The following is a 25,035-nucleotide window of genomic DNA, read 5'->3' as shown; positions in this document are numbered from 1 at the left end:
ATGCTGCAACCGAAACGAACGAAGTACCGCAAACAGCAGAAGGGCCGCAACCGCGGCCTGGCGACGCGCGGCAACAAGGTGAGCTTCGGCGAGTTCGGGCTCAAGGCGACGACGCGCGGGCGTCTCACGGCGCGCCAGATCGAGTCGGCCCGGCGCGCGCTCACCCACTTCATCAAGCGCGGCGGGCGGGTCTGGATCCGGGTGTTTCCGGATAAGCCGGTCACCAAGAAGCCGCTCGAAGTGCGCATGGGCAGCGGCAAGGGCAACGTCGAGCTGTGGGTGGCGCTGATTCAGCCGGGTGCGGTGCTGTACGAGATGGAAGGCGTGAACGAGGCGCAGGCGCGCGAGGCCTTCAAGCTGGCGGCCGCGAAGCTGCCGGTCCGGACCCAATTCGTGACGCGGGTGTAGCATGAAAGTCAAAGACATACGCGCGATGGACGCCGAGGCGCGCAAGAAGGAGCTTCTGGAGCGGCTGCGCGAGCAGTTCAACCTGCGCATGCAGCACGCGACCGGTCAGCTCGGCAATACCGCGAACCTCAGGAAGGTGCGGCGCGACATCGCGCGCCTGCGCACCGTGATGAACGAGACGAAGGTCAAGGCATGAGCGACGAGGCCAATACGACAACCACCGCGACGGCGCGCTCGCTCGAGGGCCGCGTGGTGAGCGACAAGATGCACAAGACGATCACGGTGCAGGTGGACCGTCGTCTGAAGCACCCGCTGTACGGGAAATACGTGACGCGCCGGACCAAGCTGCACGCGCACGACGAGAACAACGAGTGCAAGGAGGGCGACCTCGTGCTGATCGAGCCGTGCCGCCCGCTGTCCAAGAGCAAGAGCTGGCGCCTCGTGAAGGTGCTCGAGCGCGCTCGGCAGGTGTAGGCGGGAGGGGCGATGATCCAGATGCAGACTTTGCTCGCCGTCGCGGACAACAGCGGGGCGAAGAGCGTGCAGTGCATCAAGGTGCTCGGCGGCTCGAAGCGCCGATACGCGAACATCGGGGACGTCATCAAGGTGAGCGTCAAGGAAGCGATCCCGCGCGGCAAGGTCAAGAAGGGCGACGTGTACGATGCCGTGATCGTCCGGACGCGCAAGGGTGTGCGGCGGGCGGACGGCTCGGTGATCCGGTTCGACGACAACGCCGCGGTGCTGCTCGACAACAAGCGCGAGCTCCTCGGGACGCGCGTGTTCGGTCCGGTGACCCGCGAGCTGCGTACCGAGAACTTCATGAAGATCATCTCGCTCGCGCCGGAAGTGTTGTAGAGGGCTTTATGCGCAAGATCCGTAAAGGCGACCAGGTGGTGGTGCTCGCAGGCCGGGACAAGGGCAAGCGCGGGAGTATCCTGCGCGTGCTGGAGAACGACCGTGTCCTCGTCGAGGGCGTGAACATCGTGAAACGGCATACCCGCCCGAATCCGAACCGCGGCGTCACCGGCGGGATCATCGACAAGGAGGCGCCGATCCACGTTTCCAACGTCGCCCTGTACAACGCGGCGACGGGCAAGGGCGAGCGCGTGGGCATCCGCACGCTCGAGAACGGCACCAAGGTCCGCTACTTCAAGAAGAGCGGCGAAACGGCCGACGTGAAGTGAAGGCGACAACCATGGCCAGGCTGCAAGAGCACTATCGAAAGACCGTCGTCCCCGCGCTGATGCAGCGCTTCGGGTACGCGAACGTGATGCAGGTCCCGCGGCTCACCAAGATCACGCTCAACATGGGCGTGGGCGAGGCGATGGCCGACAAGAAGGTGATCGAGCACGCGATGAACGATCTCGCGCAGATCAGCGGGCAGAAGCCGGCGATGACGCGCGCGCGCAAGTCGATCGCCAACTTCAAGCTGCGCGAGGGATGGCCGATCGGCTGCAAGGTGACGCTGCGCGGCGCACGCATGTACGAGTTCCTTGACCGCCTGATCAACGTGGCGATCCCGCGCATCCGTGATTTCCGCGGCATGCCTTCCCGTTCGTTCGACGGGCGCGGCAGCTACTCGCTCGGCATCAAGGAGCAGATCATTTTCCCCGAGATCGACTTCGACAAGGTCGACGCGGTCCGGGGACTGGATGTCACGATCACCACGAGCGCGAAGAACGACGAGGAGGCCCGGGCGCTGCTCGAGGGCTTCAGCTTCCCGCTCCGGAGCTAGACGATGGCCAAGAAATCGATGATCGAGCGCGACAAGCGCCGCCGCGAGCTCGCGAAGAAGTACGCCGCGCGCCGCGCGGAGCTGCGCGAGAAGGTGAAGAACACGAAGGCCTCCGCCGAGGAGCGGGAGGCGGCCATGCTCGCGTTGCAGAAGCTGCCGCGGGACTCGAGCGCCAGCCGCGGGCGCAACCGCTGCCGCCTGACGGGCCGGCCGCGCGGCTACTACCGCAAGTTCGGCCTGTCCCGGAACAAGCTGCGCGAGGTCATGATGCGCGGCGAGGCGCCGGGCGTGGTCAAGGCCAGCTGGTAGGAGAGGGGAAACAAACATGATGACCGATCCCATTGCCGACATGCTCACCCGCATTCGCAACGGCCAGCGGGCGGAGAAGGTGTCCGTGCGCATGCCGGCTTCGCGCGTGAAGCGCGCGATCGCTCAGGTGCTGAAGGAAGAGGGGTACATCGAGGACTACGCGGAATCGCGCGACGGCGCGAAGGCCACGCTCGAGATCAAGCTCAAGTACTTCGGCGGTCAGCCCGTGATTGAGCGGCTCGAACGCGCCAGCGTGCCCGGCCGGCGTCTGTATCGGGGCAAGCAGGCGCTTCCCCGGGTCGCCGGCGGTCTCGGTATCGCAATCGTGTCCACGTCCAAGGGCGTGATGACCGAGCGTGCCGCGCGCAAGGCGGGCCTCGGCGGCGAACTGATCTGCTTCGTTTCGTAAGGAATCGACCATGTCGAGGGTGGCAAAGAATCCGGTCGCGATCCCGAAGGGGGTCGAGGTCAAGCTCGCCGGCACCATGGTGAGCGTCAAGGGTCCGAAGGGCCAGTTGAGCCAGGCGTTGCACCCGCTCGTCAAGCTGAGCCAGAGCGACGGCAGCCTGCGCGTCGAACGCCAGGGCGACTCGCCGCTCGCGCGCGCGGTCTCCGGCACGACGCGCGCCCTGGTGAGCAACATGGTGCAGGGCGTCACCAAGGGATTCGAGAAGAAGCTGACCATCGTGGGCGTCGGCTTCCGCGCGGCCGTACAGGGCAAGAAGCTGAACCTGACGCTCGGCTACTCGCACCCGATCGCGTACGCCATTCCGGAAGGGATCACCATCGAGTGCCCGGACCAGACCAACATCGTCGTCCGGGGATCCGACAAGCAGGCCGTCGGTCAGGTTGCGGCCGAGATCCGCGGCTTCCGCCCGCCGGAGCCGTACAAGGGCAAGGGCGTGCGCTACACCGACGAGCATATCGTGCGTAAAGAGGCGAAGAAGAAGTAGCCATGGGCATCCAGATCGAAAAGCGCGAGCGGCGCGCCGGCCGCACCCGGCGCCGCATCCGGGGTTTCAACGTGGAGCGGCTGTGCGTGCATCGCACCCCGCGGCACATCTACGCCCAGATCGTGGACGCGACCGGCGGCCGCGTGCTTGCGGCAGCCTCGACGCTCGAGCGCGAACTGCGGGCCAGCCTGAAACACGGCGGCAACGTCGAGGCGGCCAAGCTCGTGGGCAAGCGCATTGCCGAAAAGGCGGTGGCGGCGGGCATCAAGCGGGTGGCGTTCGACCGCTCCGGCTTCCGGTACCACGGGCGAGTGAAGGCCCTGGCCGATGCCGCGCGCGAGAACGGCCTGGAATTTTAAGGAGTCAACGTGAGCGCATTCATCGAGCAGGAAGGCCGCGGCGACAATCTGCAGGAGAAGCTCATCAGCATCCGGCGGGTCGCGAAGGTCGTCAAAGGCGGCCGGCAGTTCGGCTTTTCGGCGCTGACCGTCGTGGGCGACGGCGCCGGCCGCGTCGGTATCGGCTCCGGCAAGGCCCGCGAGGTCCCGGCCGCGGTAGCGAAGGCGATGGAAGCCGCGCGCCGCAATCTGGTGAAGGTGGAGCTCAAGGGCCCGACGCTGCATCACGCCGTGGTCGCGCGTCATGGGTCGGCCCGGGTCGTCATGAAGCCGGCATCGGTGGGCACGGGGATCATCGCCGGCGGTGCCATGCGTGCCGTGTTCGAGGTGGCGGGCGTGCAGGACGTGCTCGCCAAGTGCATCGGCTCGCGCAATCCCGTGAACGTCGTGCGCGCCACGGTGAACGGCCTGCGCGCCGTCCACAGCCCGGCTCAGGTCGCCGCGAAGCGCGGCAAGCGGGTCGAGGACCTGACGGCAGAGTGAGGCGTAACCCCATGAGCGAAATCAAGAAACGTATACGCGTTACGCTGATGCGCAGCCCGTTCGGAACGGGCAAGCGCCATCAGGCCTGTGTCCGCGGCCTCGGGCTGCGGCGCCAGCGGGATTCGCGCGAACTGGAGGACACTCCGGCGATCCGCGGCATGGTCCGCGAGGTCGCGTACCTGGTGAAGTGTGAGGAGGTCTGAGATGCGCCTGAACACCCTCAAGCCCGCCGCGGGCGCCAAGCAGAGCCCCAAGCGTCTGGGACGCGGTATCGGCTCCGGCCTCGGCAAGACTTCCGGTCGCGGGCACAAGGGGCAGCGGGCGCGTGCCGGCGGCTTCCACAAGGTCGGCTTCGAGGGTGGCCAGATGCCGCTTCAGCGCCGGCTCCCGAAGCGGGGCTTCAATTCCCTCTCGGCGGGCGATACCGCAGAGGTGCGGCTCGGCGACCTGGCACGCCTGAAGGACGAGGTGATCGATCTTAATGCCCTCAAGGCGAGGAACCTGGCGGGGGCGCAGTCCCTGCGCGCGAAGGTGTACCTGTCCGGCAAGATCGAGCGCGCCGTCACGCTCAAAGGAATCGCTGTGAGTAAGGGCGCCCGGGCGGCGATCGAGCAGGCGGGCGGCAAGGTCGAAGACTGATGGCGAGTTCTGCAGCGCGCGTGGGAGCGTTGGGCGGCCTCGGCAAGCTCACCGATCTCAAGCAGCGAATCCTCTTCCTTCTCGGGGCGCTCGTCGTCTACCGGATCGGTACCTATATTCCGGTGCCCGGCATCAATCCGGTCGCGCTGCGCGAGCTGTTCGAGGGCACCCAGAGCTCCATTGTCGGGCTCTTCAACATGTTCTCGGGCGGCGCGCTCGAGCGCTTCTCGGTGCTGGCGCTCGGAATCATGCCGTACATTTCGGCGTCCATCATCATGCAGCTGATGTCGTCGGCCATCCCGGCGCTCGAACAGCTGCGCAAGGAAGGCGAGTCGGGGCGGCGCAAGATCACGCAGTACACCCGGTACGGGACGGTGATTCTGGCAACGGTCCAGGCGCTCGGCATCGCGATCGCCCTGGAAAGCCAGCAGGCGGGCGGGCTGCCCGTGGTCATGGCGCCGGGCATCGGGTTCAAGCTGATGACGGTGATCACGCTCGTCACGGGCACGATGTTCCTCATGTGGCTCGGCGAGCAGGTCACGGAACGCGGCATCGGCAACGGCATCTCGATGATCATCTTCGCGGGCATCGTGGCCGGGCTGCCGAGCGCGATCGGACAGACGCTGGAGCTCGTCGGCCGCGGGACGTTCCAGCCGCTGTTCGCGCTGCTGCTCTTCGCGATCGCCCTGGGCGTCACCTGGTTCGTGGTGCTGGTCGAGCGCGGTCAACGGCGGATCACCGTGAACTACGCCAAGCGCCAGCAAGGTCGGCGCATGCTCGCGGGTGCCAGCAGTCACCTCCCGCTCAAGATCAACATGGCGGGCGTGATCCCCCCGATCTTCGCCTCGAGCATCATCCTCATGCCGGCGACGGTGGCGAGCTGGTTCGGACAGGCCGAGGGGATGGGCTGGTTGCGCGACCTGGCGACGACGCTTTCGCCGGGGCAGCCGATCTATGTCGTGCTGTACGCGGCGGCGATCATCTTCTTCTGCTTCTTCTATACGGCGCTCGTCTTCAACCCGAAGGAGACGGCCGATAACCTGAAGAAGTCAGGGGCATTCATCCCGGGAATCAGGCCCGGCGAGCAGACGGCGCAATACGTGGACGGGGTCATGACGCGGCTTACGCTGGTCGGCGCCATTTATGTGACGCTGGTGTGCCTGCTGCCCGAGTTCATGATCGTGCGCTGGAACGTGCCGTTCTATTTCGGCGGCACCTCGCTGCTGATCGTCGTGGTCGTGAGCATGGATTTCATGTCGCAGGTACAGGCCCACCTGATGTCGCGGCAGTACGAGAGTCTGCTGCGCAAGGCGAACCTGACCGGGGGCGGCATGGGGATTCCGCGATAAGTCTGGACACGCATTGGGGATTGGGTCATGAAAGTCAGAGCATCAGTCAAGAAAATGTGCCGCAACTGCAAGATCGTGCGGCGCAAGCGCGTGGTCCGCGTCATCTGTTCCGACCCCACGCACAAGCAGCGGCAGGGCTGAGCGGGGACGCCGATCGCGGGCCCAAAGCGACGTAAAAGGTTGATTTAAACGGATTACGCAAGTATCTTTGCGCGTTTCCCCGCGGCCGGTCTGCGGGCGGAGGCAGTGAATGGCTCGCATAGCCAACATCAACATACCCAACCAGAAGCACATCGAAATCGGGCTCACCTCGATCTTCGGGATCGGCCGCACGACCGCCAAGCAGCTCTGCCAGGCGGCCGGAGTAAGCGGCTCGACCAAGGTCAAGGACCTTACCGAGGCCGAAGTGGACCGCCTGCGTCTCGAGGTGGCGAAGATCACCGTCGAGGGCGACCTGCGACGCCAGGTGTCGATGAACATCAAGCGCCTCATGGACCTCGGCACGTACCGCGGCCTGCGACACCGGCGTGGGCTGCCCGTACGCGGTCAGCGCACCCGGACCAACGCGCGTACCCGCAAGGGCCCGCGCAAGGGCGTGATCCGCAAAGCGGCCGCGCCGGCAAAGTAGAAAAGGTGACTTATGGCAGGACCGACTGAAACGGGGGCCGCGAAGGCCAAGAAGCGCGCCAAGAAGAACGTGTCCGAGGGCGTCGTGCACGTGCACGCCTCGTTCAACAACACGATCATCTCGATCACCGACCGGCAGGGCAACGTCCTCTCGTGGGCCACCTGCGGCAACGCGGGCTTCAAGGGCTCGCGCAAGAGCACGCCGTTCGCGGCCCAGGTGGCAGCCGACAAGGCCGGTCGCGCCGCCCAGGAGTACGGCGTGCGTTCGCTCGAAGTGCGCATCAAGGGTCCCGGACCGGGCCGCGAGTCCGCGGTACGCGCTCTGCATGCGCTCGGATACGAAATCAGCAACATCATCGACGTGACTTCGATTCCGCACAACGGGTGCCGACCCGCGAAGCGGCGTCGGGTCTGAGAACGAGAGGGTAGACCGTGGCGCGCTATACCGATGCCAAGTGCCGCTTGTGCCGCCGAGAGGGTGGCAAGCTTTTCCTCAAGGGCGAGAAGTGCTTTACCGACCGGTGCCCGGTCGAGAAGCGGACGTACGCGCCCGGCCAGCACGGCCAGCGCCGCACGCGCGTCTCGGACTACGGCCTGCAGCTGCGCGAGAAACAGAAGCTGCGCCGGATCTACGGCGTGCTCGAGCGTCAATTCGAGAGCTACTACCAGGAAGCCGCGCGCCACAAGGGCTCGACGGGCGTCGATCTCCTCAAGCTCCTGGAGAGCCGCCTGGACAACGTCGTTTATCGAATGGGCTTCGGGATTTCCCGTGACGAGGCGCGCCAGCTCGTCCGTCACAACGGTGTCATGGTGAACGGCAAGCGCGTGAACGTGCCGTCCTATCAGGTCCGGCCGAACGACGCGGTCGAGATCGCCGGCGCGGCGCGCGATCAGCTGCGGGTGAAAGCGGCGATCGAGGCCGCCGAGCAGCGCGGATTCCCCGACTGGCTCGAGGTCGACGTCAAGGCCATGAAGGGCGTGTTCAAGAATGCCCCCGAACGTTCCGATCTGCCCTCGGACATCAACGAGGCGCTGGTCGTCGCGCTCTACTCGAAGTAGTTCACGGATCGTCACGAGGATCGCCCATGGTGCAGAGTACCGCCACTGAATTCCTGAAGCCGCGTCACGTCAACGTCGAGACGCTTTCGCCCACGCACGCCAAGATCATGCTCGAGCCTCTCGAGCGCGGCTTCGGCTACACGCTCGGCAACGCACTGCGTCGCATCCTGCTCTCGTCGATGCCCGGTGCGGCGATCACCGAGGTCAAGATCGATGGCGTCCTGCACGAATACTCGACCATCGAGGGCGTGCAGGAGGACGTGATCGAGATCCTGCTGAACCTCAAGTCGCTTGCGCTGACCATGCACGGGCGCGACGAGGCGATGTTGCGCCTCAGCAAGAAGGGCCCGGGCCTGGTGACGGCGGGCGACATCACGCTCGATCACGACATCGAGGTCGTGGACCCGAACCACGTCATCGCAACGCTCACGAAGCCGGTGACGCTGAGCATGGAGCTCAAGGTCAACCGCGGTCGCGGCTATCAGCCGGTTTCGGCGCGCCTGCCGACCGAGGGTGGACGCGCAATCGGCTCGATGCAGCTCGATGCCTCGTTCAGCCCGATCCGACGCGTCTCCTATACCGTGGAGAATGCCCGCGTCGAGCAGCGGACCGACCTTGACAAACTCGTCCTCGACATCGAGACCAACGGCTCGATCGATCCCGAGGAGGCGGTGCGCCGCGCCGCGAACATCCTCCAGGATCAGATCTCGATCTTCGTCGACCTCAAGAGCCCGGAGAGCCGGGAGGAGCAGAAGCGCGAGCCGGAAATGGACCCGCTGCTGCTGCGGCCGATCGACGACCTCGAGCTGACCGTTCGCTCGGCCAACTGTCTCAAGGCCGAGAACATCTTTTACATCGGCGACTTGATCCAAAAGACCGAGTTCGAGCTCCTGAAGACGCCGAACCTCGGGAAGAAGTCGCTCACCGAGATCAAGGACGTGCTGGCCCAGCACGGGCTGTCGCTCGGCATGAAGCTCGAAAGCTGGCCGCCGGCTGCCCTCCGGGCGGGCGAGAAGGCGTCCTGAGAGAAGAGGCTGAACCATGCGCCACCGCAAGAGCGGCCGTAAGCTGAACCGCACCAGCAGCCACCGCAACGCCATGCTCCGCAACATGGCCTGCTCGCTGCTGCGCTACGAGACCATCGAGACCACCCTTCCGAAGGCGAAGGAGCTGCGCCGCGTCGCGGAGCCGCTCATTACCCTCGGCAAGACGCCGACGCTCGCCAACCGCCGCCTTGCGTTCAACCGGCTGCGCGACCGCGATGTGGTGGTGAAGCTGTTCGAGGACCTGGGGCCGCGGTTCAAGAGCCGTCCGGGCGGGTATCTGCGCATCCTCAAGTCAGGCTACCGGGCCGGCGATGCCGCGCCCATGGCATTCGTCCAGCTCGTGGAGCAGGCCGCCGCCCAAAAGCCTGCGGCCGAGCCCGAGAAGAAGGCCCGCAAGCCCCGCAAGAAGGCCACGGCGGAGCAGTCGGCCGAGACCGGCGCGAGCACCTGATTCCGCCTCTGCTTTGACACAATGAAGCCGGGCGAGCCCCGGCTTTTTTGTGTCTGCACGCGCCCGGCTCCCGGGAATGCGACTGAAGCGGTTGAGCCGGGCAGGTAAGATGGGACGGTGATCGTCCTCTATACCGATTTCGGCGCCGCCGATCCCTATGTCGGGCAGGTTCATGCGGTGCTCGCCCGGGACGCGCCCGGTGTCCCGGTGATCGACCTGTTGCATACGGTCCCGCGGTTCGACGTGCGGGCGGGCGCCTACTTCCTGCCGGCCCTTGCCGCGGAGTTTCCGTCCGGGACCGTGTTTGTCTGCGTGGTCGACCCCGGGGTGGGTGGATCCCGGCGTCCCGTGGTCCTGCGGGCGGAGGGACGGACCTATGTGGGTCCGGACAACGGCCTCTTCGAGATCGTGGCCCGCCGCGCCCCGAGCGCCGAGGTGCGCGCGATCACGTGGCGCCCGGGGCGGCTGTCCACGAGCTTTCACGGCCGTGACCTGTTCGCACCCGCAGCCGCCCTGCTCGCCCGCCGGATCGAGCCGGAGAGCGCGCCGGCAGTGCTGACCCCACCCCAAGGCGCCCCCTGGCCGGATGACCTCCCTCAGGTCGTCTACATCGACCATTATGGCAACGCCATGACCGGTCTGCGGGCGTGCGCGGTACCGGCGCACGCTGTCCTGGAGGCTGCGGGGCGCCGCCTGCCGCAGGCGCGCGTGTTTGCCGACGTGGCCGACGGCGAGGCGTTCTGGTACGTGAACTCGATCGGCCTGGTCGAGCTGGCAGTCAACCGAGGGAGCGCTGCCGAACTGCTGGGGCTGAGGGTCGGCAGCGAGGTGAGCGTCCGCGCCTCACGCGCACCGGCGGGTGGGCGCGTCAGGCGTGCGCCGGGGCCCGCCTAACCGACCTTGCGCCGCGGCGTGGCGGCGCGTTCGAGCAGGGGCTTCAGGAATCGCCCGGTATGCGATTTCGGGTCGGCGGCCACCTCCTCGGGCGTGCCCGCCGCGATGATCCGACCCCCGCCGTCTCCGCCCTCCGGGCCGAGATCGATGATCCAATCCGCCGTCTTGATGACGTCGAGGTTGTGCTCGATCACGACCACGGTGTTGCCGTGATCCCGAAGGCGCGCGAGCACCGCGAGGAGCTGCTGGATGTCATGGAAGTGCAGGCCCGTGGTCGGCTCGTCGAGTATGTAGAGCGTGCGGCCCGTATCCCGCTTGGATAGCTCGCGCGCCAGCTTCACCCGCTGCGCCTCGCCGCCCGAGAGCGTGGTCGCGCTCTGGCCGAGCGTGATGTAGGACAGCCCGACATCCATCAGGGTCTCGAGTTTGCGCCGGATGACCGGAATCGCCTCGAAGAAGGCGAGCGCGTCCTCGACGGTCATCTTGAGGACTTCGTCGATGGTACGGTCCTTATATCGGATCTCGAGCGTCTCGCGGTTGTAACGCTTGCCCTTGCAGGTATCGCACGGTACGTAGATGTCGGGCAGGAAGTGCATCTCGACCTTGATGAGCCCGTCGCCCTGGCACGCCTCGCACCGCCCGCCGCGCACGTTGAACGAGAAGCGCCCGGGCCCGTACCCCCGGCTGCGCGCCTCGGGGGTCGCGGCGAAGAGCTCGCGGATCGGCGTGAAGAGCCCGGTGTAGGTCGCCGGGTTGGAGCGCGGCGTGCGCCCGATGGGCGATTGGTCGATGTCGACCACTTTGTCGAACTGGTCGAGGCCTTCGATGCCGTCGTGCGGCGCGGGCTCGAGCGCCGATCCGTAGAGGTGCTTGGCGGCGGCGGCGTAGAGCGTGTCGTTGATGAGCGTCGACTTTCCCGAGCCCGAGACGCCGGTGACACAGGTCAGCAGGCCGACCGGCATGGAGGCGTCCACGTTCCTGAGGTTGTTGCCGCGCGCGGCCCGCACCACGAGCTGGCGCTCGGGATCGTTCGGGACGCGACGCTCCGGTACCTCGATCCGAAGCTGCCCGCGCAGGTACTGCCCGGTCAGCGAATGCGGATGGCGCGCGATCTCTTCGGGCCGGCCGCTCGCCACCACGCGACCGCCGTGCACGCCTGCTCCCGGGCCGATATCGAGCACGAAATCGGCCGCGCGGATCGCCTCTTCGTCGTGCTCGACCACGATCACGGTGTTGCCGAGGTCGCGCAGGCGCGAGAGCGTCTCGAGCAGCCGTGCGTTGTCGCGCTGGTGCAGCCCGATCGACGGCTCGTCCAGAATGTACATGACGCCCACCAGTCCCGCCCCGATCTGCGAGGCGAGGCGGATGCGCTGAGCTTCGCCGCCCGAGAGCGTTTCGGCGGAGCGGGCGAGCGAGAGGTAGTCCAGGCCGACATTGACGAGGAACCCGAGTCGGCTTCCGATCTCCTTCACGATCTTCTGCGCGATCTCGGCCCGGCTTCCTTCCAGCTTCAGCTGGCGGAAGAACGCCAGCGCGTCGGACACGGGCAGGTTCGTTATCTCGTGGAGGGCGCGTCCGGCCACGTACACGTGCCTGGCCTCGGTCTTCAGCCGGCTGCCCCCGCAGGCCTCGCATGGCCGTGTGCTGAGGTACTTCGCGAGCTCTTCGCGGATCGTGTTCGACTCGGATTCGCGGTAGCGCCGCTCCATGTTGGGAATGACGCCCTCGAACGGATGCGTGCGCCGGTACACCGAGCTCCGCTCGCCGACGTAGGTGAACTTGATCAGTTCCTCGCCGCTTCCGTAGAGGATCACCTCGCGTGTCTTCTTGGGCAGCTTGTTGAACGGGCGGTCCAGGTCGAAGCCGTAGTGCTTGGCGAGCGACTCGAGCATCTGGAAGTAGAAGGGGTTGCGGCGATCCCAGCCGCGGATCGCCCCGGCGGGCAACGGGAGCGTGGGATCGCTCACGACCCGGGCAGGATCGAAGAACTGGTGCACGCCCAGGCCGTCGCAAGAGGGGCAGGCGCCGGCCGGGTTGTTGAACGAAAACAGGCGCGGCTCGAGCTCGGAGAGCGAGTAGCCGCATCGGGTGCACGCGTAGCGCGCGGAAAAGACGAGCTCCTCGGCCGGCCTGTCGTCGTCGGGCAGCGTCGCGACGCGGACGATGCCGTCCGAGAGGTTGATCGCGTTTTCGAAGGATTCGGCAAGCCGTTGCTCCTGTCCGGGTCTGACGACCACGCGATCGACGATCGCCTCGATGGTGTGCTTGAGGTTCTTCTTGAGCGCGGGCGCCTCGTCGAGCGACGTCACGATGCCGTCGATGCGCGCGCGGACGTACCCCTGAGCGCGCAGGTTGTCGAGCACGTGCAGGTGCTCGCCCTTGCGCGCCTCGATCAGCGGCGCGAGCAGCATGAGCTTGGTGCCTTCCGGCAGGGTCAGCGTGTGGTCGACCATCTGGCTCACGGTCTGCGCCGCCAGCGTGACGCCATGGGTCGGGCAGCGCGGCTCGCCGACCCGGGCGTAAAGCAGCCGCAGATAGTCGTAGATCTCGGTGACCGTACCGACGGTCGAACGCGGATTGTGCGAGGTGGATTTCTGCTCGATCGAGATGGCGGGCGAAAGGCCCTCGATGAGGTCGACGTCCGGCTTCTCCATGAGGGACAGGAACTGGCGCGCGTACGCCGAGAGCGACTCGACGTAGCGCCGCTGGCCCTCCGCGTAGAGGGTATCGAAAGCCAGCGACGACTTTCCGGAGCCGGAAAGACCCGTGATCACGATCAGCCGGTCGCGCGGCAGATCGATGTCGACGTTCTTGAGGTTGTGCGTGCGCGCACCGCGGATGCGGATCTGATCCATGGGATGGCGTGCGGTTTCGGAAAATGCGGCGAACCTGCTAGTATACCCGCTCCGTTGGACAAGAACCAAAGCGAGAGCGCACGCAGGTAAGGCGCCTCGCGCCTGGACCCTCAGTGCGCCCACGCGCCCGTCCCCTGACCCCGCTCGAACGCCGCTCGGTCGCCGGCCTGGCGGGAATCTTCGCCACGCGGCTGCTGGGCCTCTTTCTCATCCTGCCGGTCTTCGCGCTGTACGCCGAGGGGCTTTCGGGCTACACGCCCTTTCTGGCGGGCCTCGCACTCGGCGTTTACGGGTTGACGCAGGCCTTTCTTCAGATCCCCTTCGGGATGCTGTCCGACCGGCTCGGTCGCAAGCCGGTCATCGCGGTCGGGCTTCTTCTTTTTGCGGTGGGCAGCGCGATCGCCGCGCTCGCGGACAGCATCGCCGGGGTGATCGTCGGCCGGGCGTTGCAGGGCGCCGGGGCGATCAGCGCCGCGGTCGTCGCCCTCGTGGCCGACCTCACCCGGGAGGAGGTGCGCACCAAGGCCATGGCGATCATCGGTATCACGGTGGGTGCCTCGTTTCTCGGCTCGCTGCTGCTCGGCCCCGCGCTCGACTCGGTCATCGGCGTCCCGGGGATCTTCTGGCTCACCGCCGGCCTCGCGGGGGTGGGTCTGGCCGTGCTTTTCGGCACCGTCCCCACGCCGACTGCCGGGCCCCCGGCCGGCTCGCGGCGGCCGGTACGGGCGGAATTTCTGCTCGTTCTTCGCGACCCGGCCCTGCTTCGTCTCGATATCGGCATTTTCGTGCTCCACGCCGTGCTGACCGCCACCTTCGTGGTCCTTCCCATGACGCTCGTTCGCTACGCGGGGCTGCCGGGAGAGCGCCACTGGAGCGTGTACCTCCCGCTCATGCTCGCCTCCGTCGTATTCCTGTTCCCGCTGATTGCCGCCGGGGAGCGTCCGCGCGGATTTCGCCCCGTCTTCGCGGGCAGCGTGCTCGCGCTCGCCCTCGCGCAGGGGGCGCTCTATCTGGGACACAGCGAGCTCCCGTATCTGCTGGCCGCCCTGTTCCTCTTTTTCACCGGTTTCAACGTACTGGAGGCCTCGCTGCCGTCGCTGATCTCCAGGACCGCCCCGTCAACGGCAAAAGGGGCCGCCATCGGCATTTACAGCACGTTCCAGTTCTTCGGCGCCTTTGTCGGGGGTGCGGCCGCCGGCTGGATGCACGGGCGCTTCGGGCTCGCCTCGGTCTACGCGGGTGCCGGGGCGCTCCTGGCCGTCTGGTTCCTTGTGGCCGTCTTTACGCCCCCACCGGCGCGCCTCACGACCCGGACGCTGCAGGTCGGCCGCCGCGCCCCGGCAGAGGCGCGCGACCTGGCATCGCGGCTGGCCGCCATACCGGGGGTGGCGGAGGCGACGGTCATCGCGGACGAGGGCGTGGCGTATCTCAAGGTCGACGACACGGCGTTGGACGATGCGGCCCTCGAGCGCTACTCGACCCCGGCCTGATCGGGGTTCAGGCCCGGCGCGGTTTTTTCAGCGGTCCGCAGCGCTCAATTGTACGGCCCCGACGTTGCCGCTAGACTCTAGCGCCTTCCCCCGTTCTCCCGGATCACAAGCGGTACGACCACCACTGGAGGAGTCTATGGCACGCGGCGTCAACAAGGTGATACTCGTCGGTAACCTCGGCCGGGACCCGGAGGTGCGGTACTCACCGAACGGCCAGGCGATCGCCAACGTCACGATTGCGACGACCGATTCGTGGAAGGACAAGAACACCGGCGAGAAGCAGGAGCGAACGGAATGGCATCGGGTCGTGTTCTTCGGCCGACTGGCCGAAATCGCGGGGGAGTACCTGAAAAAGGGCTCACAGATCTATGTCGAGGGGCGCCTGCAGACGCGCAAGTGGCAGGACAAGGACGGCAACGAACGCTACACGACCGAGATCGTCGCGAATGAAATGCAGATGCTCGGTTCCCGTGGCGGTGCCGGCGCGCCGAGCGAGGCGACCGAATCGACCGCCGGCTACGAGGCGGCGCCGGCACGGGCCGGCGGTGCGAAGAGCGCGCCCCCCGACTTCGACGACGACATTCCTTTCTAGCCTTGGAGCGTGAGATTCTAAGGGATTGAGGGGATCGACCCTGCGATCCCCGGTCGGGTGAACACCGGCGCTAGCCGGGCGGCCATGCCATCACCCGGCCGCCGAGCACGTGCAAATGTAGGTGGAAGACCGATTGCCCGGCATCGGCGTTGCAGTTCATGACGGTCCGATAGCCCGACTCCGCGACACCCCCTTGCCGCGCCACCCTCTGGGCGGCCAAAAACAGTTTTCCGACCAACGTTGCGTCTCCCGGCTCGAGATCGTTCAGCGTGGAGATGTGGCGCTTGGGAATCACGAGTACGTGCACAGGGGCCTGCGGATTGATGTCGCGGAAGGCGAGGACCTCGTCGTCCTGATAGACCACGTCCGGCCTGATCTCCCCCGAAACCATTCTGCAAAAGAGACAATTTTGCGCCATAGCTGCTCCTCGCTCCGGCGGTGGGTTCAGGAGGCAGAGCATAGGCGGCGCCCGGGCATGCGAAAAGGCCCGGCCGCCAGGCCGCCGCGCGACCGTGGTTTAAAATAGGGAAACCAGAAATCCGTGCATCTTGATCTGGAGGTGGGTAGATGCCGATGGAAGAAGAGCCGGTCGTAGGGGCGATTTACGAGGACCAGGACGGCCAGGCGTTCGAGGTCCTCTCGTTCGACGAGGACGAAGGGACCATAGAGATCCAGTATGCCGATGGCGGCGTGGACGAAATCGATCTGGACGCCTGGTACGAGATGGATCTTCAACCGCTTAAGTCGGCCCCCTGGAAGGGCGAAGAGGATGAGGAGGAGGAAGAAGACGAAGCGAAGCCCCGCGGCGGGCGGCGTGCGAACGACGACGAGGACGACGAGGACCTGGACGACTACGACGACGAGGAGGAGGACGACTACGAGGAGTAGATAGGTCGGGGCCGGCTGCCGGACCCACTCTTCCGAGGCCGGTTTCCGCTATCGACGATCACCGCCGGGGCGGGACGGGCCAGGCGCGGAGAGCTCCCCCTCTCCGCGCCGGGAGCGCCTCTCAAACCATGTCCTTCAGGGTCTTGAGCGGCTGAATCTTGACGACGTTGCGGGCCGGTTTTGCCTTGAACAGGACCTCTTCCTTGGTGAACGGGTTGATACCCTTGCGGGCCGGTACCGCCGGTTTGTTGACCACCTTGATTTTCATCAGCCCGGCCAGGTTCACGATCCCGGGCCCTTTCTTGAGGTCACGCTCGATCAGATCCTGTAAGGCATCGAAGACCCCGACCACGTCTTTGCGCTTGAGGTTCGTCTTTTCGGCGATATAGGCAAAGATCTCGGATTTGGTCGTTGGTTTTTTTCCGGCTGTCGCCATGTAGTGACTCCTGCGGTGGAAGTTGAAGGTTGTGCGGCTGCGATACGCTAGCAGTAATTTATCGAAAAAAACAGCGTCATTTGAGCAAAGCGTCCGGCGGAACGCCTCGCCGACTCGCCCGGCGGTCGACCGCTGCCGAGCGCAACGCCCTCGCGCCGACGACCTGTTATCGACTCCTCGGGATCGGACGCCGCTCGCCGGGTGAGCGGCGCGACCGGCCCATCGAGGAGCGCGACGAGGAATGCATCGGAAAAATAATGTGTTAGGCGCCCGGGAGCCGCTATAATCGACCGGTTGTTTCGATGTCGCTTCGTCCCCATGTTTCGGGGCGCAGCCAAGCGGAGGGTGTGGTATGCCGATTTACGAGTACAAGTGCACCGATTGCGGCCACGGCCTGGAGGCCATTCAGAAGGTGGCCGAGGAGCCACTGCGTGATTGTCCCGCGTGCGGGCAGCCGTCGCTGAAGCGGCTCCTGTCGGCGGCCGGTTTTCAGCTGAAGGGAAGCGGCTGGTACGCCACCGATTTCAAGGATTCAGGCAAGAAAAAGGAAAAGGAGAAGGAGAAGGCGTCCGAGGGGACCGAGGCCGGCGAGAAGAAGAAGGCCCACGGGTGCGGCGGCGGGACCTGCGGCTGCGCCGGATAACATGATGCACCGCCTGCGGCGTTACCTCGTGGCGGGACTGCTGATCTGGGTCCCGCTCGGGGTGACGCTCCTCATCATCAAGTTCCTGGTCGATCTGATGGATCAGACTCTGCTCCTGTTGCCGGCGGGGCTTCGTCCGGAGAATCTGCTCGGCTTTCGCATTCCGGGTCTCGGCATACTGTTGACCGCCGCGATCGTGGTCGGCACCGGGGTCGTCGTCACGAACCTCTTCGGACAGCAGCTCCTGCACCTGGGCGAGCGGCTGCTCGACCGGATCCCCCTGGTGCGCACCATCTACACCTCGGTCAAGAAGCTGACCGAAGCCATTTTCCACGGCACCGGCAAGTCGTTTCGGAAGGTAGTGCTGGTGGAGTACCCGCGGAAGGGCATATGGAGCCTGGCCTTCCTGACCGGCGAGGGCGTGCACGAAGTGCGCGATCGCACGGGCCAGGACCTGCTTACGATCTTCGTCCCGACGACCCCGAATCCGACTTCCGGCTTCATCCTGATGCTGCCGCGAGAGGACGTGATCGAGCTCGAAATGCCGGTCGACGACGGGCTCAAGATGATCATCTCCGTAGGGGTGGTCGTGCCCGAGGGTCGTAAAGAAGCGCTCATCGCGCCCCGGCGCGCGCAGGCCTCGTAGCCCACCCGTCATCCGATTCAACCGATTGTTGGACTGTTCAAGATGCGCACCCTCTATTGCGGCGAGCTCAACGCGTCACTGATCGGCCAGGAAGTGGCCCTCTGCGGCTGGACGCACCGCCGTCGCGACCACGGCGGCGTCATCTTCGTCGATCTACGCGACCGCGAAGGCATCGCGCAAGTCGTGTTCGATCCGGGACTCCCTGACGTCTTCAGGAAGGCCGAGGAGGTGCGCGGGGAGTTCGTGCTTCGGATCGTCGGCCGGGTGCGCCGGCGGCCGCCGGGGACCGAGAACCCGCACCTCAAGACCGGGGAGGTCGAGGTCGCCGCGCAGTCGATCGAGGTGCTGAACCGCGCCGAGGCGCTGCCGTTCCAGCTCGACGAGCCGGACGTGAACGAGTCGGTGCGCCTGAGGTACCGCTACCTCGACCTGCGGCGCGACTCGATGCAGCGCAACATTCTGCTGCGCCATCGCGTGACGCAGACGCTTCGCCGCTTCCTCGAGGCGAATGGCTTTATCGAGATCGAGACGCCGATGCTCACCCGCTCGACTCCCGAGGGCGCGCGCGACTACCTGGTGCCTTCGCGGATTCACGCCGGACACTTCTACGCGCTCCCGCAGTCGCCGCAGCTTTTCAAGCAGATCCTCATGGTCGCGGGCTTCGACCGCTACTTCCAGATCGCGCGTTGCTTCCGCGACGAGGACTTTCGCGCCGACCGTCAGGCCGAGTTCACGCAGCTCGACATCGAGACCTCGTTCATGGACGAGACGGCGATCACCCGACTCATGGAGCAGATGGTCCGGCGCCTGTTCAAGGAAGTGCTCGACGTGGATCTGCCCGATCCCTTTCCGCGGATGTCGTATCATGACGCGGTTCACCGCTTCGGCACCGATCGCCCGGACCTTCGGGTGTCGCTCGAACTCGTGGAAGTCGCCGATCTCGTGAAAGAGGCCGAGTTCAAGGTGTTCTCGGGGCCGGCGAACTCGCCGTCGGGGCGGGTGGCTGCGTTGCGCGTGCCGCGGGGCGGAGAGCTCACGCGCAGCCAGATCGACGGCTACACCGAGTTCGTCGGGCAGTACGGGGCCAAGGGGCTCGCCTACATCAAGGTGAACGACGCTGCGCGCGGGCGTGAAGGCCTGCAGTCGCCGATTCTCAAATTCCTGACGGACGATGCCATCCGCGGGATATTGCAGCGCACGGGTGCACAGACGAACGATCTCATCTTTTTCGGCGCCGATCAGGCAAAAATCGTGAACGACGCCCTCGGCGCGCTGCGCCTCAAACTCGCCGAGGACCTGGGCCTGCGCCAGGAGGGCTGGCGGCTCGTCTGGGTCGTCGACTTCCCGATGTTCGAGTACGACGCCGAGCTCAAACGGTGGCAGTCGCTGCACCACCCCTTCACCGCACCCAAGGCCGAGGACCTCGAGCGGGTGGATCTGGACCCCGCCAACGTGCGCGCCCGGGCCTACGATCTCGTGCTGAACGGCTCGGAGATCGGCGGCGGATCGGTCCGCATCCACCGCACCGACGTGCAGCAGCGGGTGTTCGCGACGCTCGGTCTGGACGAGGCGGAGGCGCGCGAAAAGTTCGGCTTCCTGCTCGACGCCCTGAAGTTCGGCGCCCCGCCCCACGGGGGTATCGCCTTCGGGCTGGATCGCGTCGTCGCCCTCATGGCGGGTGCCGAGTCGATCCGCGACGTGATCGCCTTTCCCAAGACGCAGAAGGCTTCGTGCCTCATGACCGAGGCGCCGAGCACGGTCGACGAGGCGCAGCTGCGCGAGCTGCACATCCGGCTGCGCAAGCCGGCGGGCTCCGCCGATGCCGCCGGCGGCGACAAACTTTAGGCGTCCGGAATCCGTTCTCGTCGTCGTCCACACGGCGCACCGGGTGTTGCTGCTGCGGCGCGCCGACGCAGCCGGTTTCTGGCAGTCCGTAACCGGGAGCCTGGAATGGAACGAGGACAACCCGCGCCAGGCCGCGGTGCGCGAGCTGCGCGAGGAGACCGGGCTGGCCGTTTTGCCCGAGGCCCTGACCGATCTCGCGCTCACCCAGCGCTACACGATCATGCCGCAGTGGCGTGCGCGCTATGCGCCCGGCGTCACCGAGAACACCGAGTACGGCTTTGCCGTGGCGGTCGACTCCGAGATTCCGGTCGTCCTTTCCCCCGAGCATGCCGAGTTCGCCTGGTTCGAGTTCCCGCGGGCGGCGGCGACGGTGTACTCCTGGAGCAACCGGGCCGCCATCGAGGCGATCGCGCGGAACCTGGGATAGCAGGCGAGTGGCACTGCGAGGGTCCGCAAACGGGGCGCGCGAGTCGGTGGTCCTGGTCCACGGTCTCTGGCTTGGCGGCTGGAGTCTCGCGCTGCTCGCGCGACGCCTCGCGCGTTGCGGCTTCGACACGTATCCGTACTCCTTTCCGACCTGCCGCCTCGATCTGCGCGAGAACGCCGCGCGACTGCATGCCTTCGCGGCACGGGTACCGGGCGACGTGGTTCACTTCGTCGGGCACAGTCTCGGTGGCGTCGTCATTCGCGCAACGTTGCATGGCGTCGACCTGAACCGACCCGGGCGGGTCGTGACGCTGGGCTCGCCGCACGGCGGATCGGCGGCCGCCGTCCAGGTCGGCCGCACGGCGTTCGGACGGCGCTGGCTCGGCCGCAGCATCGGCGCCCTGTTGGCCGGCGAGGCGCGCGGTTTGCGACCCGTCCGGCGCGAGATCGGTGTGATCGCGGGGAGCGTGCCCCTCGGACTGGGGCGGCTCTTCGTGCGGCATGACGAGGTGAACGACGGCGTGGTCACGGTCACCGAGGCAGGACTTGCGGAGGCGTCCGACTCGATCGTCCTCCCGACGAGCCATAGCGGCATGCTCGTGTCGCGTGCGGTGGCAACGCAGGTGTGCGTTTTCCTGCGGACCGGGCGCTTCAGGCACTGAACCGGCGGCGCGGCCTGCGGCGTGCGCGGAGGCCGCGTGCGATGTTACACTGCCCGGCACCGCTCGATGGCGGAAAACTGCTCGAATCAAAGAGTTACGCGATTTCCGATGGCCGGTCACAGCAAGTGGGCCAACATCCGCATCCGCAAAGGCGCGCAGGATGCCAGGCGGGGCAAGGTCTTCACGAAACTGATTCGGGAAATCACGGTGGCGGCGCGCACCAAAGGGGGCGATGCGGCACACAACCCGCGCCTGCGCCACGCGATCGACAAAGCGCTCGCGGCCAACATGTCAAAGGACAATATCGAGCGCGCGATCAAGCGGGGCACCGGCGAGCTCGAGGGCGCGAGCTACGAGGAGGTGCGCTACGAAGGTTACGGGCCGGGCGGCGTGGCGGTGATGGTCGAGTGCACGACGGACAACCGGACGCGTACCGTCGGCGAGGTGCGCCATGCGTTCACCAAGCACGGCGGGAACCTCGGCCAGGACGGCTCGGTCGCGTACCTGTTCAGGCGCCAGGGCGTGATCTCGTTTCCGCCGGGCGCGGACGAAAACAGGATCATGGAGCTCGCGTTGGATGCGGGAGCGGAGGATGTGGTGACGAACGACGATGGCACGCTCGAAGTGTTGACGAGCCCCGACGGCTTCCCGCCGGTGCGGGAGGCCTTCGACCGCGCCGGCCTGGAACCCGAAGTCGCGGAGATCTGCGAACGCGCCGCCCTCACGGTGACGCTCGAGGGCGAGGACGCCGAGCGAATGCTCAAACTGCTCGAGGTGCTGGAAGATCTCGACGACGTCCAGAGCGTCTACACCAACGCCGATTTCCCCGAGTCCGTACTGGAGCGGCAGGCGGGCTGATGCGAGTCCTCGGCATCGATCCGGGGTCGAGGGTGACCGGCTTCGGGGTGGTGCAGGTGCTGCGCAACGGCAGGCTTCAGTACGTGGCGAGCGGCTGCATCCGCCTGCCGGCCGGCAGCCTCGCCGACCGCCTCAAGGCCGTCTACGACGGAGTGAGCGAAATCATCCATACCTACCAGCCGACCGTCTTCGCCGCGGAAAAGGTCTTCATGGCGCGCAACGCGGACTCCGCCCTCAAGCTCGGCCAGGCGCGGGGCGTGGCGGTGCTCGCCGGCGCGAATCGAGGTTTGACGGTAAGCGAGTATTCGGCGCGCGAGATCAAGCGCGCGGTCGTCGGCACGGGGGGAGCGGAGAAGCCCCAGGTGCAGCACATGGTGCGGGCGCTCCTGGGCCTCGACCGGGCGCCGCCGTCGGATGCGGCGGATGCGCTCGCCTGCGCGATCTGTCATGCGCATCATGCCGTCGGCCAGGGCGCGCTCGGTCGGGGGATGCGGGGTCGTACCGCAGGGGTGCCGGCGTGATCGGCCGCCTGCGCGGCGTGCTGATCCGCAAGGAGCCGCCGGCCCTGCTCCTGGACGTGGGCGGGATCGGCTACGAGCTCGAGGCGCCGATGACCACCTTCTACGACCTGCCCCCGGTCGGGGAAACGGTGACGCTGCACACGCACCTCGTCGTTCGCGAGGACGCGCACCTGTTGTACGGCTTCGCACGCGAGGCGCAGCGCCGCCAGTTCCGGGCACTCCTCAAGATCAACGGGGTGGGTCCCCGCGTGGCACTGGCGGTGCTCTCCGGGCTTTCCGAGGAAGAGCTCGCCCGGTGCGTCGCCCACGAGGACGTCGCGCGCCTGACCCAGGTACCGGGGATCGGGCGCAAGACCGCAGAGCGTCTGATCGTCGAGCTGCGCGACAAGCTGTCGGCCGACGGAAGCGAGACATATGCCGCCGCCGCGCCGTTGCCCGAGACGCGCGATCCGGTCGGCGAGGCGGTGAGCGCGCTCATCGCGCTGGGGTACAAGCCGCCGGAAGCGAGCCGGCTCGTGCGCGGCGTACCGGCACAAGGGCTCTCGACCGAGGAAATCATCCGCAACGCGCTGAAGGCGGCGGCGAGCTGAGAACATGGCGGACATGAAGAATCCCATCATCGAGACCGATCGACTGGTGTCCGGCCAGGTGCAGGAGCCCGCGGACGAGGGCGTGGAAGCGAATCGCCTGCGCCCGACGCGCCTCGCGGATTACGTCGGCCAGGAGCCGATCCATAACCAGCTCGAGGTGTTCATCGCCGCCGCGCGCGCACGGCGCGAGGCGCTCGACCACGTGCTCCTCTTCGGCCCGCCGGGGCTCGGCAAGACGACGCTCGCGCACATCGTCGCGCACGAGATGGGCGTCGGCCTGCGCCAAACCTCGGGACCGGTGCTCGAGCGTCCCGGCGATCTCGCCGCGATCCTGACTAACCTGCAGCCGAACGATGTGCTCTTCATCGACGAAATTCACCGGCTCTCGCCGGTCGTCGAGGAGATCCTTTATCCCGCGATGGAGGACTGCCAGCTCGACATCGTGATCGGGGAGGGGCCGGCGGCGCGATCGATCAAGCTCGACCTGCCGCCGTTCACGCTCGTCGGCGCCACCACGCGTGCGGGGCTGCTGACCTCGCCGCTGCGCGACCGCTTCGGCATCGTGCTCCGGCTCGAGTTCTACACCACGCCGGAGCTCGCGCGCATCGTCACTCGTTCCGCCGGCATCCTCGGCGTGGCGAGCGAGCCGGACGCGATCGGCGCAATCGCCGGGCGCTCGCGCGGCACGCCGCGCATCGCCAACCGCCTGCTCCGGCGCGCGCGCGACTTCGCGGAGATCAAAGGCAACGGCACCCTGACGGCTGACATTGTGGCGGCGGCGCTGCGCATGTTAGAGGTGGACGAGCAGGGATTCGACGTCCTCGACCGCAAGCTGCTGAGGACCGTGATCGAGAAGTTCGGCGGCGGGCCGGTCGGGGTCGACAGCCTGGCGGCGGCGATCGGGGAGGAGCGGGGGACGATCGAGGACGTGATCGAACCGTTCCTGATCCAGCAGGGCTTCCTGATGCGAACGCCGCGCGGGCGGCTGGCGACGGCGACGGCCTGGAGGCATTTCGGGATCACCCCGCCTGCCGGTAGCGATCCGCTGCAGCGCGGAATCTTCGAGGGCTGAGCCCCGGGTGCGGAAGAGGAGGCGTCCGGTGGAGGACGACAAGGCCCTGAACTTTGCGATCCCTGTTCGTATCTACTATGAAGACACGGACGCGGGCGGAGTCGTGTACTACGCGAATTACCTGCGCTACATGGAGCGCGCACGCACCGAATGGCTGCGGGCGCTCGGTTTCGAGCAGGACCGATTGATCGCCAACGAGGGTGTGATTTTCGCAGTGCGCTCGGCAAGGCTGGAATTCGTGAAGCCCGCGCGCTTCAACGATGTCCTGAACGTAGGTGTGCGGGTCGCCGCGCGGGGCGGCGCGAGCCTCACGTTCGCGCAGACGATCGTGCGCGAAGGGGCGACCGTCTGCGAGGGCGAAGTGCGCGTCGCGTGCCTGGATGCCAAGACCTTCGCGCCGCGCGCCCTGCCCGCCGCCCTCGCTCAACGTCTAGAGGAATCCACGTGAACGTCGTCGCCAGTCCCGAAGGCATGGCCATCTTCGCGCTCATCAAGAACGCGAGCCTGCCCGTGCAGATCGTCATCGCGCTACTGATCCTGGCCTCGGTCATCTCGTGGACCATGATCTTTCGCAAGTGGTTCGCGCTGCAGTCCGCGTACCGCGCCGCCGACCGCTTCGAGAACAAGTTCTGGTCGGGCGGGAACCTCAACCAGATGTACACGGAGTTCGCCAAGGCGCAGAGCGCAGCCGGCATGGAGAGCCTCTTCGTCGAGGGCTTTCGCGAGTACAAGCGGCTCGTCGGACAACCCCACGTCGACCCGGCCGGACTGCTCGAGGGCGTGCAGCGGGCCATGCGTGTCGCGCTCACCCGCGAGACGGACTACCTCGAAATGCATCTGCCGTTCCTCGCCACCGTGGGCTCGACCAGTCCCTACGTGGGGCTCTTCGGCACGGTCTGGGGCATCATGAACTCGTTTCGCGCGCTCGGTTCGATCCAGCAGCCCACTATCGGTCACGTTGCGCCCGGCATCGCCGAGGCGCTGATCGCGACCGCCATCGGCCTGTTCGCCGCGATTCCCGCCGTCATCGCGTACAACCGCTACTCGAACAAGGTCGAGCGGCTGGTGACGCGCTACGAGATCTTCATGGATGAATTTTCGAGCATCCTGCAGCGGCAGGCGCTCGCGGCGAAGGCATAACCCGTGCAGGCGTACGGGCG

The 25,035-nt window shown here is 66.7% G+C and carries 38 protein-coding genes; 35 read left to right on the top strand and 3 right to left on the bottom strand.

Features of this window, described 5'->3' with window-relative positions; genetic code table 11:
• The 21 genes from rplP to SVA_RS16350 all read left to right on the top strand — a co-directional run bounded on the left by rplP (position 1) and on the right by SVA_RS16350 (position 10,351).
• Positions 1 to 408, top strand: coding sequence for a 50S ribosomal protein L16 (rplP, locus tag SVA_RS16450; protein ID WP_096462250.1), 408 nt, complete (start codon positions 1 to 3; stop codon positions 406 to 408).
• Between the two features lies 1 nt (position 409).
• Entirely contained in the window at positions 410 to 604 is a 195-nt protein-coding gene (gene rpmC, locus SVA_RS16445) for a 50S ribosomal protein L29 (RefSeq protein ID WP_096462249.1), read from the top strand.
• Complete coding sequence (rpsQ, locus tag SVA_RS16440; protein ID WP_096462248.1) at positions 601 to 882, top strand: 30S ribosomal protein S17; 282 nt, start codon at positions 601 to 603, stop codon at positions 880 to 882. The genes rpmC and rpsQ overlap by 4 nt, the downstream gene beginning before the upstream one ends.
• Positions 883 to 894: 12 nt before the next feature.
• The gene (rplN, locus tag SVA_RS16435; protein ID WP_096462247.1) at positions 895 to 1,263 is read left to right on the top strand and encodes a 50S ribosomal protein L14; all 369 of its coding nucleotides are present in this window, start codon (positions 895 to 897) and stop codon (positions 1,261 to 1,263) included.
• Between the two features lie 8 nt (positions 1,264 to 1,271).
• On the top strand, positions 1,272 to 1,592 hold the full coding sequence (rplX, locus tag SVA_RS16430) for a 50S ribosomal protein L24 (protein WP_096462246.1): 321 nt from the start codon (positions 1,272 to 1,274) through the stop codon (positions 1,590 to 1,592).
• 11 nt (positions 1,593 to 1,603) lie between these two features.
• Positions 1,604 to 2,143 (top strand): 50S ribosomal protein L5, encoded by a 540-nt coding sequence (gene rplE, locus SVA_RS16425; protein ID WP_096462245.1) that lies wholly within the window; start codon positions 1,604 to 1,606, stop codon positions 2,141 to 2,143.
• Positions 2,144 to 2,146: 3 nt separating this feature from the next.
• Complete coding sequence (gene rpsN, locus SVA_RS16420) at positions 2,147 to 2,452, top strand: 30S ribosomal protein S14 (RefSeq protein WP_096462244.1); 306 nt, start codon at positions 2,147 to 2,149, stop codon at positions 2,450 to 2,452.
• Between the two features lie 16 nt (positions 2,453 to 2,468).
• A complete protein-coding gene (rpsH, locus tag SVA_RS16415) occupies positions 2,469 to 2,861 on the top strand; it encodes a 30S ribosomal protein S8 (RefSeq protein ID WP_096462243.1) in 393 nt (130 codons plus the stop codon).
• 10 nt (positions 2,862 to 2,871) lie between these two features.
• Positions 2,872 to 3,405, top strand: a complete 534-nt coding sequence (gene rplF, locus SVA_RS16410; RefSeq protein WP_096462242.1) for a 50S ribosomal protein L6 — start codon at positions 2,872 to 2,874, stop codon at positions 3,403 to 3,405.
• 2 nt (positions 3,406 to 3,407) lie between these two features.
• Positions 3,408 to 3,764: a 50S ribosomal protein L18 gene (rplR, locus tag SVA_RS16405; protein ID WP_197703263.1), complete on the top strand. Its 357-nt coding sequence runs from the start codon at positions 3,408 to 3,410 to the stop codon at positions 3,762 to 3,764.
• Positions 3,765 to 3,773: 9 nt separating this feature from the next.
• Complete coding sequence (gene rpsE, locus SVA_RS16400; protein WP_420823871.1) at positions 3,774 to 4,286, top strand: 30S ribosomal protein S5; 513 nt, start codon at positions 3,774 to 3,776, stop codon at positions 4,284 to 4,286.
• 11 nt (positions 4,287 to 4,297) lie between these two features.
• A complete protein-coding gene (rpmD, locus tag SVA_RS16395; protein WP_096462241.1) occupies positions 4,298 to 4,489 on the top strand; it encodes a 50S ribosomal protein L30 in 192 nt (63 codons plus the stop codon).
• 1 nt (position 4,490) lies between these two features.
• On the top strand, positions 4,491 to 4,925 hold the full coding sequence (gene rplO, locus SVA_RS16390; RefSeq protein WP_096462240.1) for a 50S ribosomal protein L15: 435 nt from the start codon (positions 4,491 to 4,493) through the stop codon (positions 4,923 to 4,925).
• Positions 4,925 to 6,274: a preprotein translocase subunit SecY gene (gene secY, locus SVA_RS16385; protein WP_096462239.1), complete on the top strand. Its 1,350-nt coding sequence runs from the start codon at positions 4,925 to 4,927 to the stop codon at positions 6,272 to 6,274. Before rplO ends, secY begins: the two co-directional genes overlap by 1 nt.
• Positions 6,275 to 6,301: 27 nt before the next feature.
• Positions 6,302 to 6,415 carry a 50S ribosomal protein L36 gene (rpmJ, locus tag SVA_RS16380; protein WP_096361292.1) on the top strand — a complete coding sequence of 38 codons (114 nt, stop codon included), beginning with the start codon at positions 6,302 to 6,304 and terminating at the stop codon, positions 6,413 to 6,415.
• 109 nt (positions 6,416 to 6,524) lie between these two features.
• Positions 6,525 to 6,902 carry a 30S ribosomal protein S13 gene (gene rpsM / locus SVA_RS16375; RefSeq protein WP_096462238.1) on the top strand — a complete coding sequence of 126 codons (378 nt, stop codon included), beginning with the start codon at positions 6,525 to 6,527 and terminating at the stop codon, positions 6,900 to 6,902.
• A 12-nt stretch (positions 6,903 to 6,914) separates the two neighbouring features.
• Entirely contained in the window at positions 6,915 to 7,316 is a 402-nt protein-coding gene (gene rpsK, locus SVA_RS16370) for a 30S ribosomal protein S11 (protein ID WP_096462237.1), read from the top strand.
• 17 nt (positions 7,317 to 7,333) lie between these two features.
• Entirely contained in the window at positions 7,334 to 7,960 is a 627-nt protein-coding gene (gene rpsD, locus SVA_RS16365) for a 30S ribosomal protein S4 (protein ID WP_096462236.1), read from the top strand.
• 29 nt (positions 7,961 to 7,989) lie between these two features.
• Positions 7,990 to 8,985, top strand: a complete 996-nt coding sequence (locus SVA_RS16360) for a DNA-directed RNA polymerase subunit alpha (protein WP_096463002.1) — start codon at positions 7,990 to 7,992, stop codon at positions 8,983 to 8,985.
• A gap of 16 nt (positions 8,986 to 9,001) precedes the next feature.
• Positions 9,002 to 9,457 carry a 50S ribosomal protein L17 gene (rplQ, locus tag SVA_RS16355; protein ID WP_096462235.1) on the top strand — a complete coding sequence of 152 codons (456 nt, stop codon included), beginning with the start codon at positions 9,002 to 9,004 and terminating at the stop codon, positions 9,455 to 9,457.
• A gap of 117 nt (positions 9,458 to 9,574) precedes the next feature.
• Entirely contained in the window at positions 9,575 to 10,351 is a 777-nt protein-coding gene (locus SVA_RS16350) for an SAM hydrolase/SAM-dependent halogenase family protein (protein ID WP_096462234.1), read from the top strand.
• Here the strand turns inward: SVA_RS16350 and uvrA are convergent.
• A complete protein-coding gene (gene uvrA / locus SVA_RS16345; RefSeq protein ID WP_096462233.1) occupies positions 10,348 to 13,206 on the bottom strand; it encodes an excinuclease ABC subunit UvrA in 2,859 nt (952 codons plus the stop codon). The genes SVA_RS16350 and uvrA overlap by 4 nt on opposite strands.
• 113 nt (positions 13,207 to 13,319) lie before the next feature.
• On the opposite strand from uvrA, the gene SVA_RS16340 reads away from it, so the two are divergent.
• Entirely contained in the window at positions 13,320 to 14,696 is a 1,377-nt protein-coding gene (locus SVA_RS16340; protein ID WP_096462232.1) for an MFS transporter, read from the top strand.
• Between the two features lie 136 nt (positions 14,697 to 14,832).
• Positions 14,833 to 15,288 (top strand): single-stranded DNA-binding protein, encoded by a 456-nt coding sequence (ssb, locus tag SVA_RS16335; protein ID WP_096462231.1) that lies wholly within the window; start codon positions 14,833 to 14,835, stop codon positions 15,286 to 15,288.
• 70 nt (positions 15,289 to 15,358) lie between these two features.
• Here ssb and SVA_RS16330 read toward each other — a convergent pair whose 3' ends face one another.
• Positions 15,359 to 15,706: a histidine triad nucleotide-binding protein gene (locus tag SVA_RS16330; RefSeq protein ID WP_096462230.1), complete on the bottom strand. Its 348-nt coding sequence runs from the start codon at positions 15,704 to 15,706 to the stop codon at positions 15,359 to 15,361.
• A gap of 149 nt (positions 15,707 to 15,855) precedes the next feature.
• On the opposite strand from SVA_RS16330, the gene SVA_RS16325 reads away from it, so the two are divergent.
• A complete protein-coding gene (locus tag SVA_RS16325; protein ID WP_096462229.1) occupies positions 15,856 to 16,176 on the top strand; it encodes a DUF6763 family protein in 321 nt (106 codons plus the stop codon).
• Positions 16,177 to 16,297: 121 nt separating this feature from the next.
• Here the strand turns inward: SVA_RS16325 and SVA_RS16320 are convergent, their stop codons facing one another.
• Positions 16,298 to 16,612, bottom strand: a complete 315-nt coding sequence (locus SVA_RS16320) for an HU family DNA-binding protein (protein ID WP_096462228.1) — start codon at positions 16,610 to 16,612, stop codon at positions 16,298 to 16,300.
• Positions 16,613 to 16,964: 352 nt separating this feature from the next.
• Between SVA_RS16320 and SVA_RS16315 the strand changes: the two genes are divergently transcribed.
• The 11 genes from SVA_RS16315 to tolQ all read left to right on the top strand — a co-directional run bounded on the left by SVA_RS16315 (position 16,965) and on the right by tolQ (position 25,015).
• Positions 16,965 to 17,255, top strand: a complete 291-nt coding sequence (locus SVA_RS16315) for an FmdB family zinc ribbon protein (protein WP_096462227.1) — start codon at positions 16,965 to 16,967, stop codon at positions 17,253 to 17,255.
• A 1-nt stretch (position 17,256) separates the two neighbouring features.
• The gene (locus SVA_RS16310) at positions 17,257 to 17,901 is read left to right on the top strand and encodes a DUF502 domain-containing protein (protein ID WP_096462226.1); all 645 of its coding nucleotides are present in this window, start codon (positions 17,257 to 17,259) and stop codon (positions 17,899 to 17,901) included.
• A gap of 42 nt (positions 17,902 to 17,943) precedes the next feature.
• Positions 17,944 to 19,746, top strand: a complete 1,803-nt coding sequence (gene aspS / locus SVA_RS16305; protein WP_096462225.1) for an aspartate--tRNA ligase — start codon at positions 17,944 to 17,946, stop codon at positions 19,744 to 19,746.
• A complete protein-coding gene (gene nudB, locus SVA_RS16300) occupies positions 19,721 to 20,173 on the top strand; it encodes a dihydroneopterin triphosphate diphosphatase (protein WP_096462224.1) in 453 nt (150 codons plus the stop codon). The genes aspS and nudB overlap by 26 nt, the downstream gene beginning before the upstream one ends.
• A gap of 7 nt (positions 20,174 to 20,180) precedes the next feature.
• Positions 20,181 to 20,834 (top strand): esterase/lipase family protein, encoded by a 654-nt coding sequence (locus tag SVA_RS16295; protein WP_148665530.1) that lies wholly within the window; start codon positions 20,181 to 20,183, stop codon positions 20,832 to 20,834.
• 108 nt (positions 20,835 to 20,942) lie between these two features.
• Positions 20,943 to 21,692 carry a YebC/PmpR family DNA-binding transcriptional regulator gene (locus SVA_RS16290; protein ID WP_096462222.1) on the top strand — a complete coding sequence of 250 codons (750 nt, stop codon included), beginning with the start codon at positions 20,943 to 20,945 and terminating at the stop codon, positions 21,690 to 21,692.
• Positions 21,692 to 22,213, top strand: coding sequence for a crossover junction endodeoxyribonuclease RuvC (gene ruvC / locus SVA_RS16285; RefSeq protein ID WP_096462221.1), 522 nt, complete (start codon positions 21,692 to 21,694; stop codon positions 22,211 to 22,213). The genes SVA_RS16290 and ruvC overlap by 1 nt, the downstream gene beginning before the upstream one ends.
• Positions 22,210 to 22,803, top strand: coding sequence for a Holliday junction branch migration protein RuvA (ruvA, locus tag SVA_RS16280; protein WP_096462220.1), 594 nt, complete (start codon positions 22,210 to 22,212; stop codon positions 22,801 to 22,803). The genes ruvC and ruvA overlap by 4 nt, the downstream gene beginning before the upstream one ends.
• A 25-nt stretch (positions 22,804 to 22,828) precedes the next feature.
• Positions 22,829 to 23,875, top strand: a complete 1,047-nt coding sequence (gene ruvB / locus SVA_RS16275; RefSeq protein ID WP_096463001.1) for a Holliday junction branch migration DNA helicase RuvB — start codon at positions 22,829 to 22,831, stop codon at positions 23,873 to 23,875.
• 28 nt (positions 23,876 to 23,903) lie between these two features.
• The gene (gene ybgC / locus SVA_RS16270) at positions 23,904 to 24,323 is read left to right on the top strand and encodes a tol-pal system-associated acyl-CoA thioesterase (protein ID WP_197703262.1); all 420 of its coding nucleotides are present in this window, start codon (positions 23,904 to 23,906) and stop codon (positions 24,321 to 24,323) included.
• A 23-nt stretch (positions 24,324 to 24,346) separates the two neighbouring features.
• Positions 24,347 to 25,015: a protein TolQ gene (gene tolQ / locus SVA_RS16265; RefSeq protein ID WP_096462999.1), complete on the top strand. Its 669-nt coding sequence runs from the start codon at positions 24,347 to 24,349 to the stop codon at positions 25,013 to 25,015.
• Positions 25,016 to 25,035 lie beyond the last annotated feature (20 nt).

Source organism: Sulfurifustis variabilis (genome assembly GCF_002355415.1).
In the GTDB taxonomy this organism is placed as follows: Bacteria; Pseudomonadota; Gammaproteobacteria; order Acidiferrobacterales; family Sulfurifustaceae; genus Sulfurifustis; species Sulfurifustis variabilis.
Note: the sequence above shows the minus strand (reverse complement) of the source record. Positions and strands in the feature narration are given on the sequence as shown.

Coding starts and splice junctions, on each gene's coding strand:
- aspS (WP_096462225.1), top strand. CDS start 17,944: ATGCGCACCCTCTATTGCGGCGAGCTCAACGCGTCACTGATCGGCCAG.
- rpsK (WP_096462237.1), top strand. CDS start 6,915: ATGGCAGGACCGACTGAAACGGGGGCCGCGAAGGCCAAGAAGCGCGCC.
- rpmC (WP_096462249.1), top strand. CDS start 410: ATGAAAGTCAAAGACATACGCGCGATGGACGCCGAGGCGCGCAAGAAG.
- SVA_RS16320 (WP_096462228.1), bottom strand. CDS start 16,612: ATGGCGACAGCCGGAAAAAAACCAACGACCAAATCCGAGATCTTTGCC.
- uvrA (WP_096462233.1), bottom strand. CDS start 13,206: ATGGATCAGATCCGCATCCGCGGTGCGCGCACGCACAACCTCAAGAAC.
- rplR (WP_197703263.1), top strand. CDS start 3,408: ATGGGCATCCAGATCGAAAAGCGCGAGCGGCGCGCCGGCCGCACCCGG.
- ssb (WP_096462231.1), top strand. CDS start 14,833: ATGGCACGCGGCGTCAACAAGGTGATACTCGTCGGTAACCTCGGCCGG.
- ruvC (WP_096462221.1), top strand. CDS start 21,692: ATGCGAGTCCTCGGCATCGATCCGGGGTCGAGGGTGACCGGCTTCGGG.
- rplO (WP_096462240.1), top strand. CDS start 4,491: ATGCGCCTGAACACCCTCAAGCCCGCCGCGGGCGCCAAGCAGAGCCCC.
- SVA_RS16290 (WP_096462222.1), top strand. CDS start 20,943: ATGGCCGGTCACAGCAAGTGGGCCAACATCCGCATCCGCAAAGGCGCG.
- nudB (WP_096462224.1), top strand. CDS start 19,721: ATGCCGCCGGCGGCGACAAACTTTAGGCGTCCGGAATCCGTTCTCGTC.
- rpmD (WP_096462241.1), top strand. CDS start 4,298: ATGAGCGAAATCAAGAAACGTATACGCGTTACGCTGATGCGCAGCCCG.
- rpsQ (WP_096462248.1), top strand. CDS start 601: ATGAGCGACGAGGCCAATACGACAACCACCGCGACGGCGCGCTCGCTC.
- rplP (WP_096462250.1), top strand. CDS start 1: ATGCTGCAACCGAAACGAACGAAGTACCGCAAACAGCAGAAGGGCCGC.
- SVA_RS16315 (WP_096462227.1), top strand. CDS start 16,965: ATGCCGATTTACGAGTACAAGTGCACCGATTGCGGCCACGGCCTGGAG.
- SVA_RS16330 (WP_096462230.1), bottom strand. CDS start 15,706: ATGGCGCAAAATTGTCTCTTTTGCAGAATGGTTTCGGGGGAGATCAGG.
- rpsN (WP_096462244.1), top strand. CDS start 2,147: ATGGCCAAGAAATCGATGATCGAGCGCGACAAGCGCCGCCGCGAGCTC.
- rplQ (WP_096462235.1), top strand. CDS start 9,002: ATGCGCCACCGCAAGAGCGGCCGTAAGCTGAACCGCACCAGCAGCCAC.
- rplN (WP_096462247.1), top strand. CDS start 895: ATGATCCAGATGCAGACTTTGCTCGCCGTCGCGGACAACAGCGGGGCG.
- tolQ (WP_096462999.1), top strand. CDS start 24,347: ATGGCCATCTTCGCGCTCATCAAGAACGCGAGCCTGCCCGTGCAGATC.
- rpmJ (WP_096361292.1), top strand. CDS start 6,302: ATGAAAGTCAGAGCATCAGTCAAGAAAATGTGCCGCAACTGCAAGATC.
- SVA_RS16310 (WP_096462226.1), top strand. CDS start 17,257: ATGATGCACCGCCTGCGGCGTTACCTCGTGGCGGGACTGCTGATCTGG.
- secY (WP_096462239.1), top strand. CDS start 4,925: ATGGCGAGTTCTGCAGCGCGCGTGGGAGCGTTGGGCGGCCTCGGCAAG.
- rpsH (WP_096462243.1), top strand. CDS start 2,469: ATGATGACCGATCCCATTGCCGACATGCTCACCCGCATTCGCAACGGC.
- rplF (WP_096462242.1), top strand. CDS start 2,872: ATGTCGAGGGTGGCAAAGAATCCGGTCGCGATCCCGAAGGGGGTCGAG.
- rplE (WP_096462245.1), top strand. CDS start 1,604: ATGGCCAGGCTGCAAGAGCACTATCGAAAGACCGTCGTCCCCGCGCTG.
- rplX (WP_096462246.1), top strand. CDS start 1,272: ATGCGCAAGATCCGTAAAGGCGACCAGGTGGTGGTGCTCGCAGGCCGG.
- rpsM (WP_096462238.1), top strand. CDS start 6,525: ATGGCTCGCATAGCCAACATCAACATACCCAACCAGAAGCACATCGAA.
- SVA_RS16325 (WP_096462229.1), top strand. CDS start 15,856: ATGCCGATGGAAGAAGAGCCGGTCGTAGGGGCGATTTACGAGGACCAG.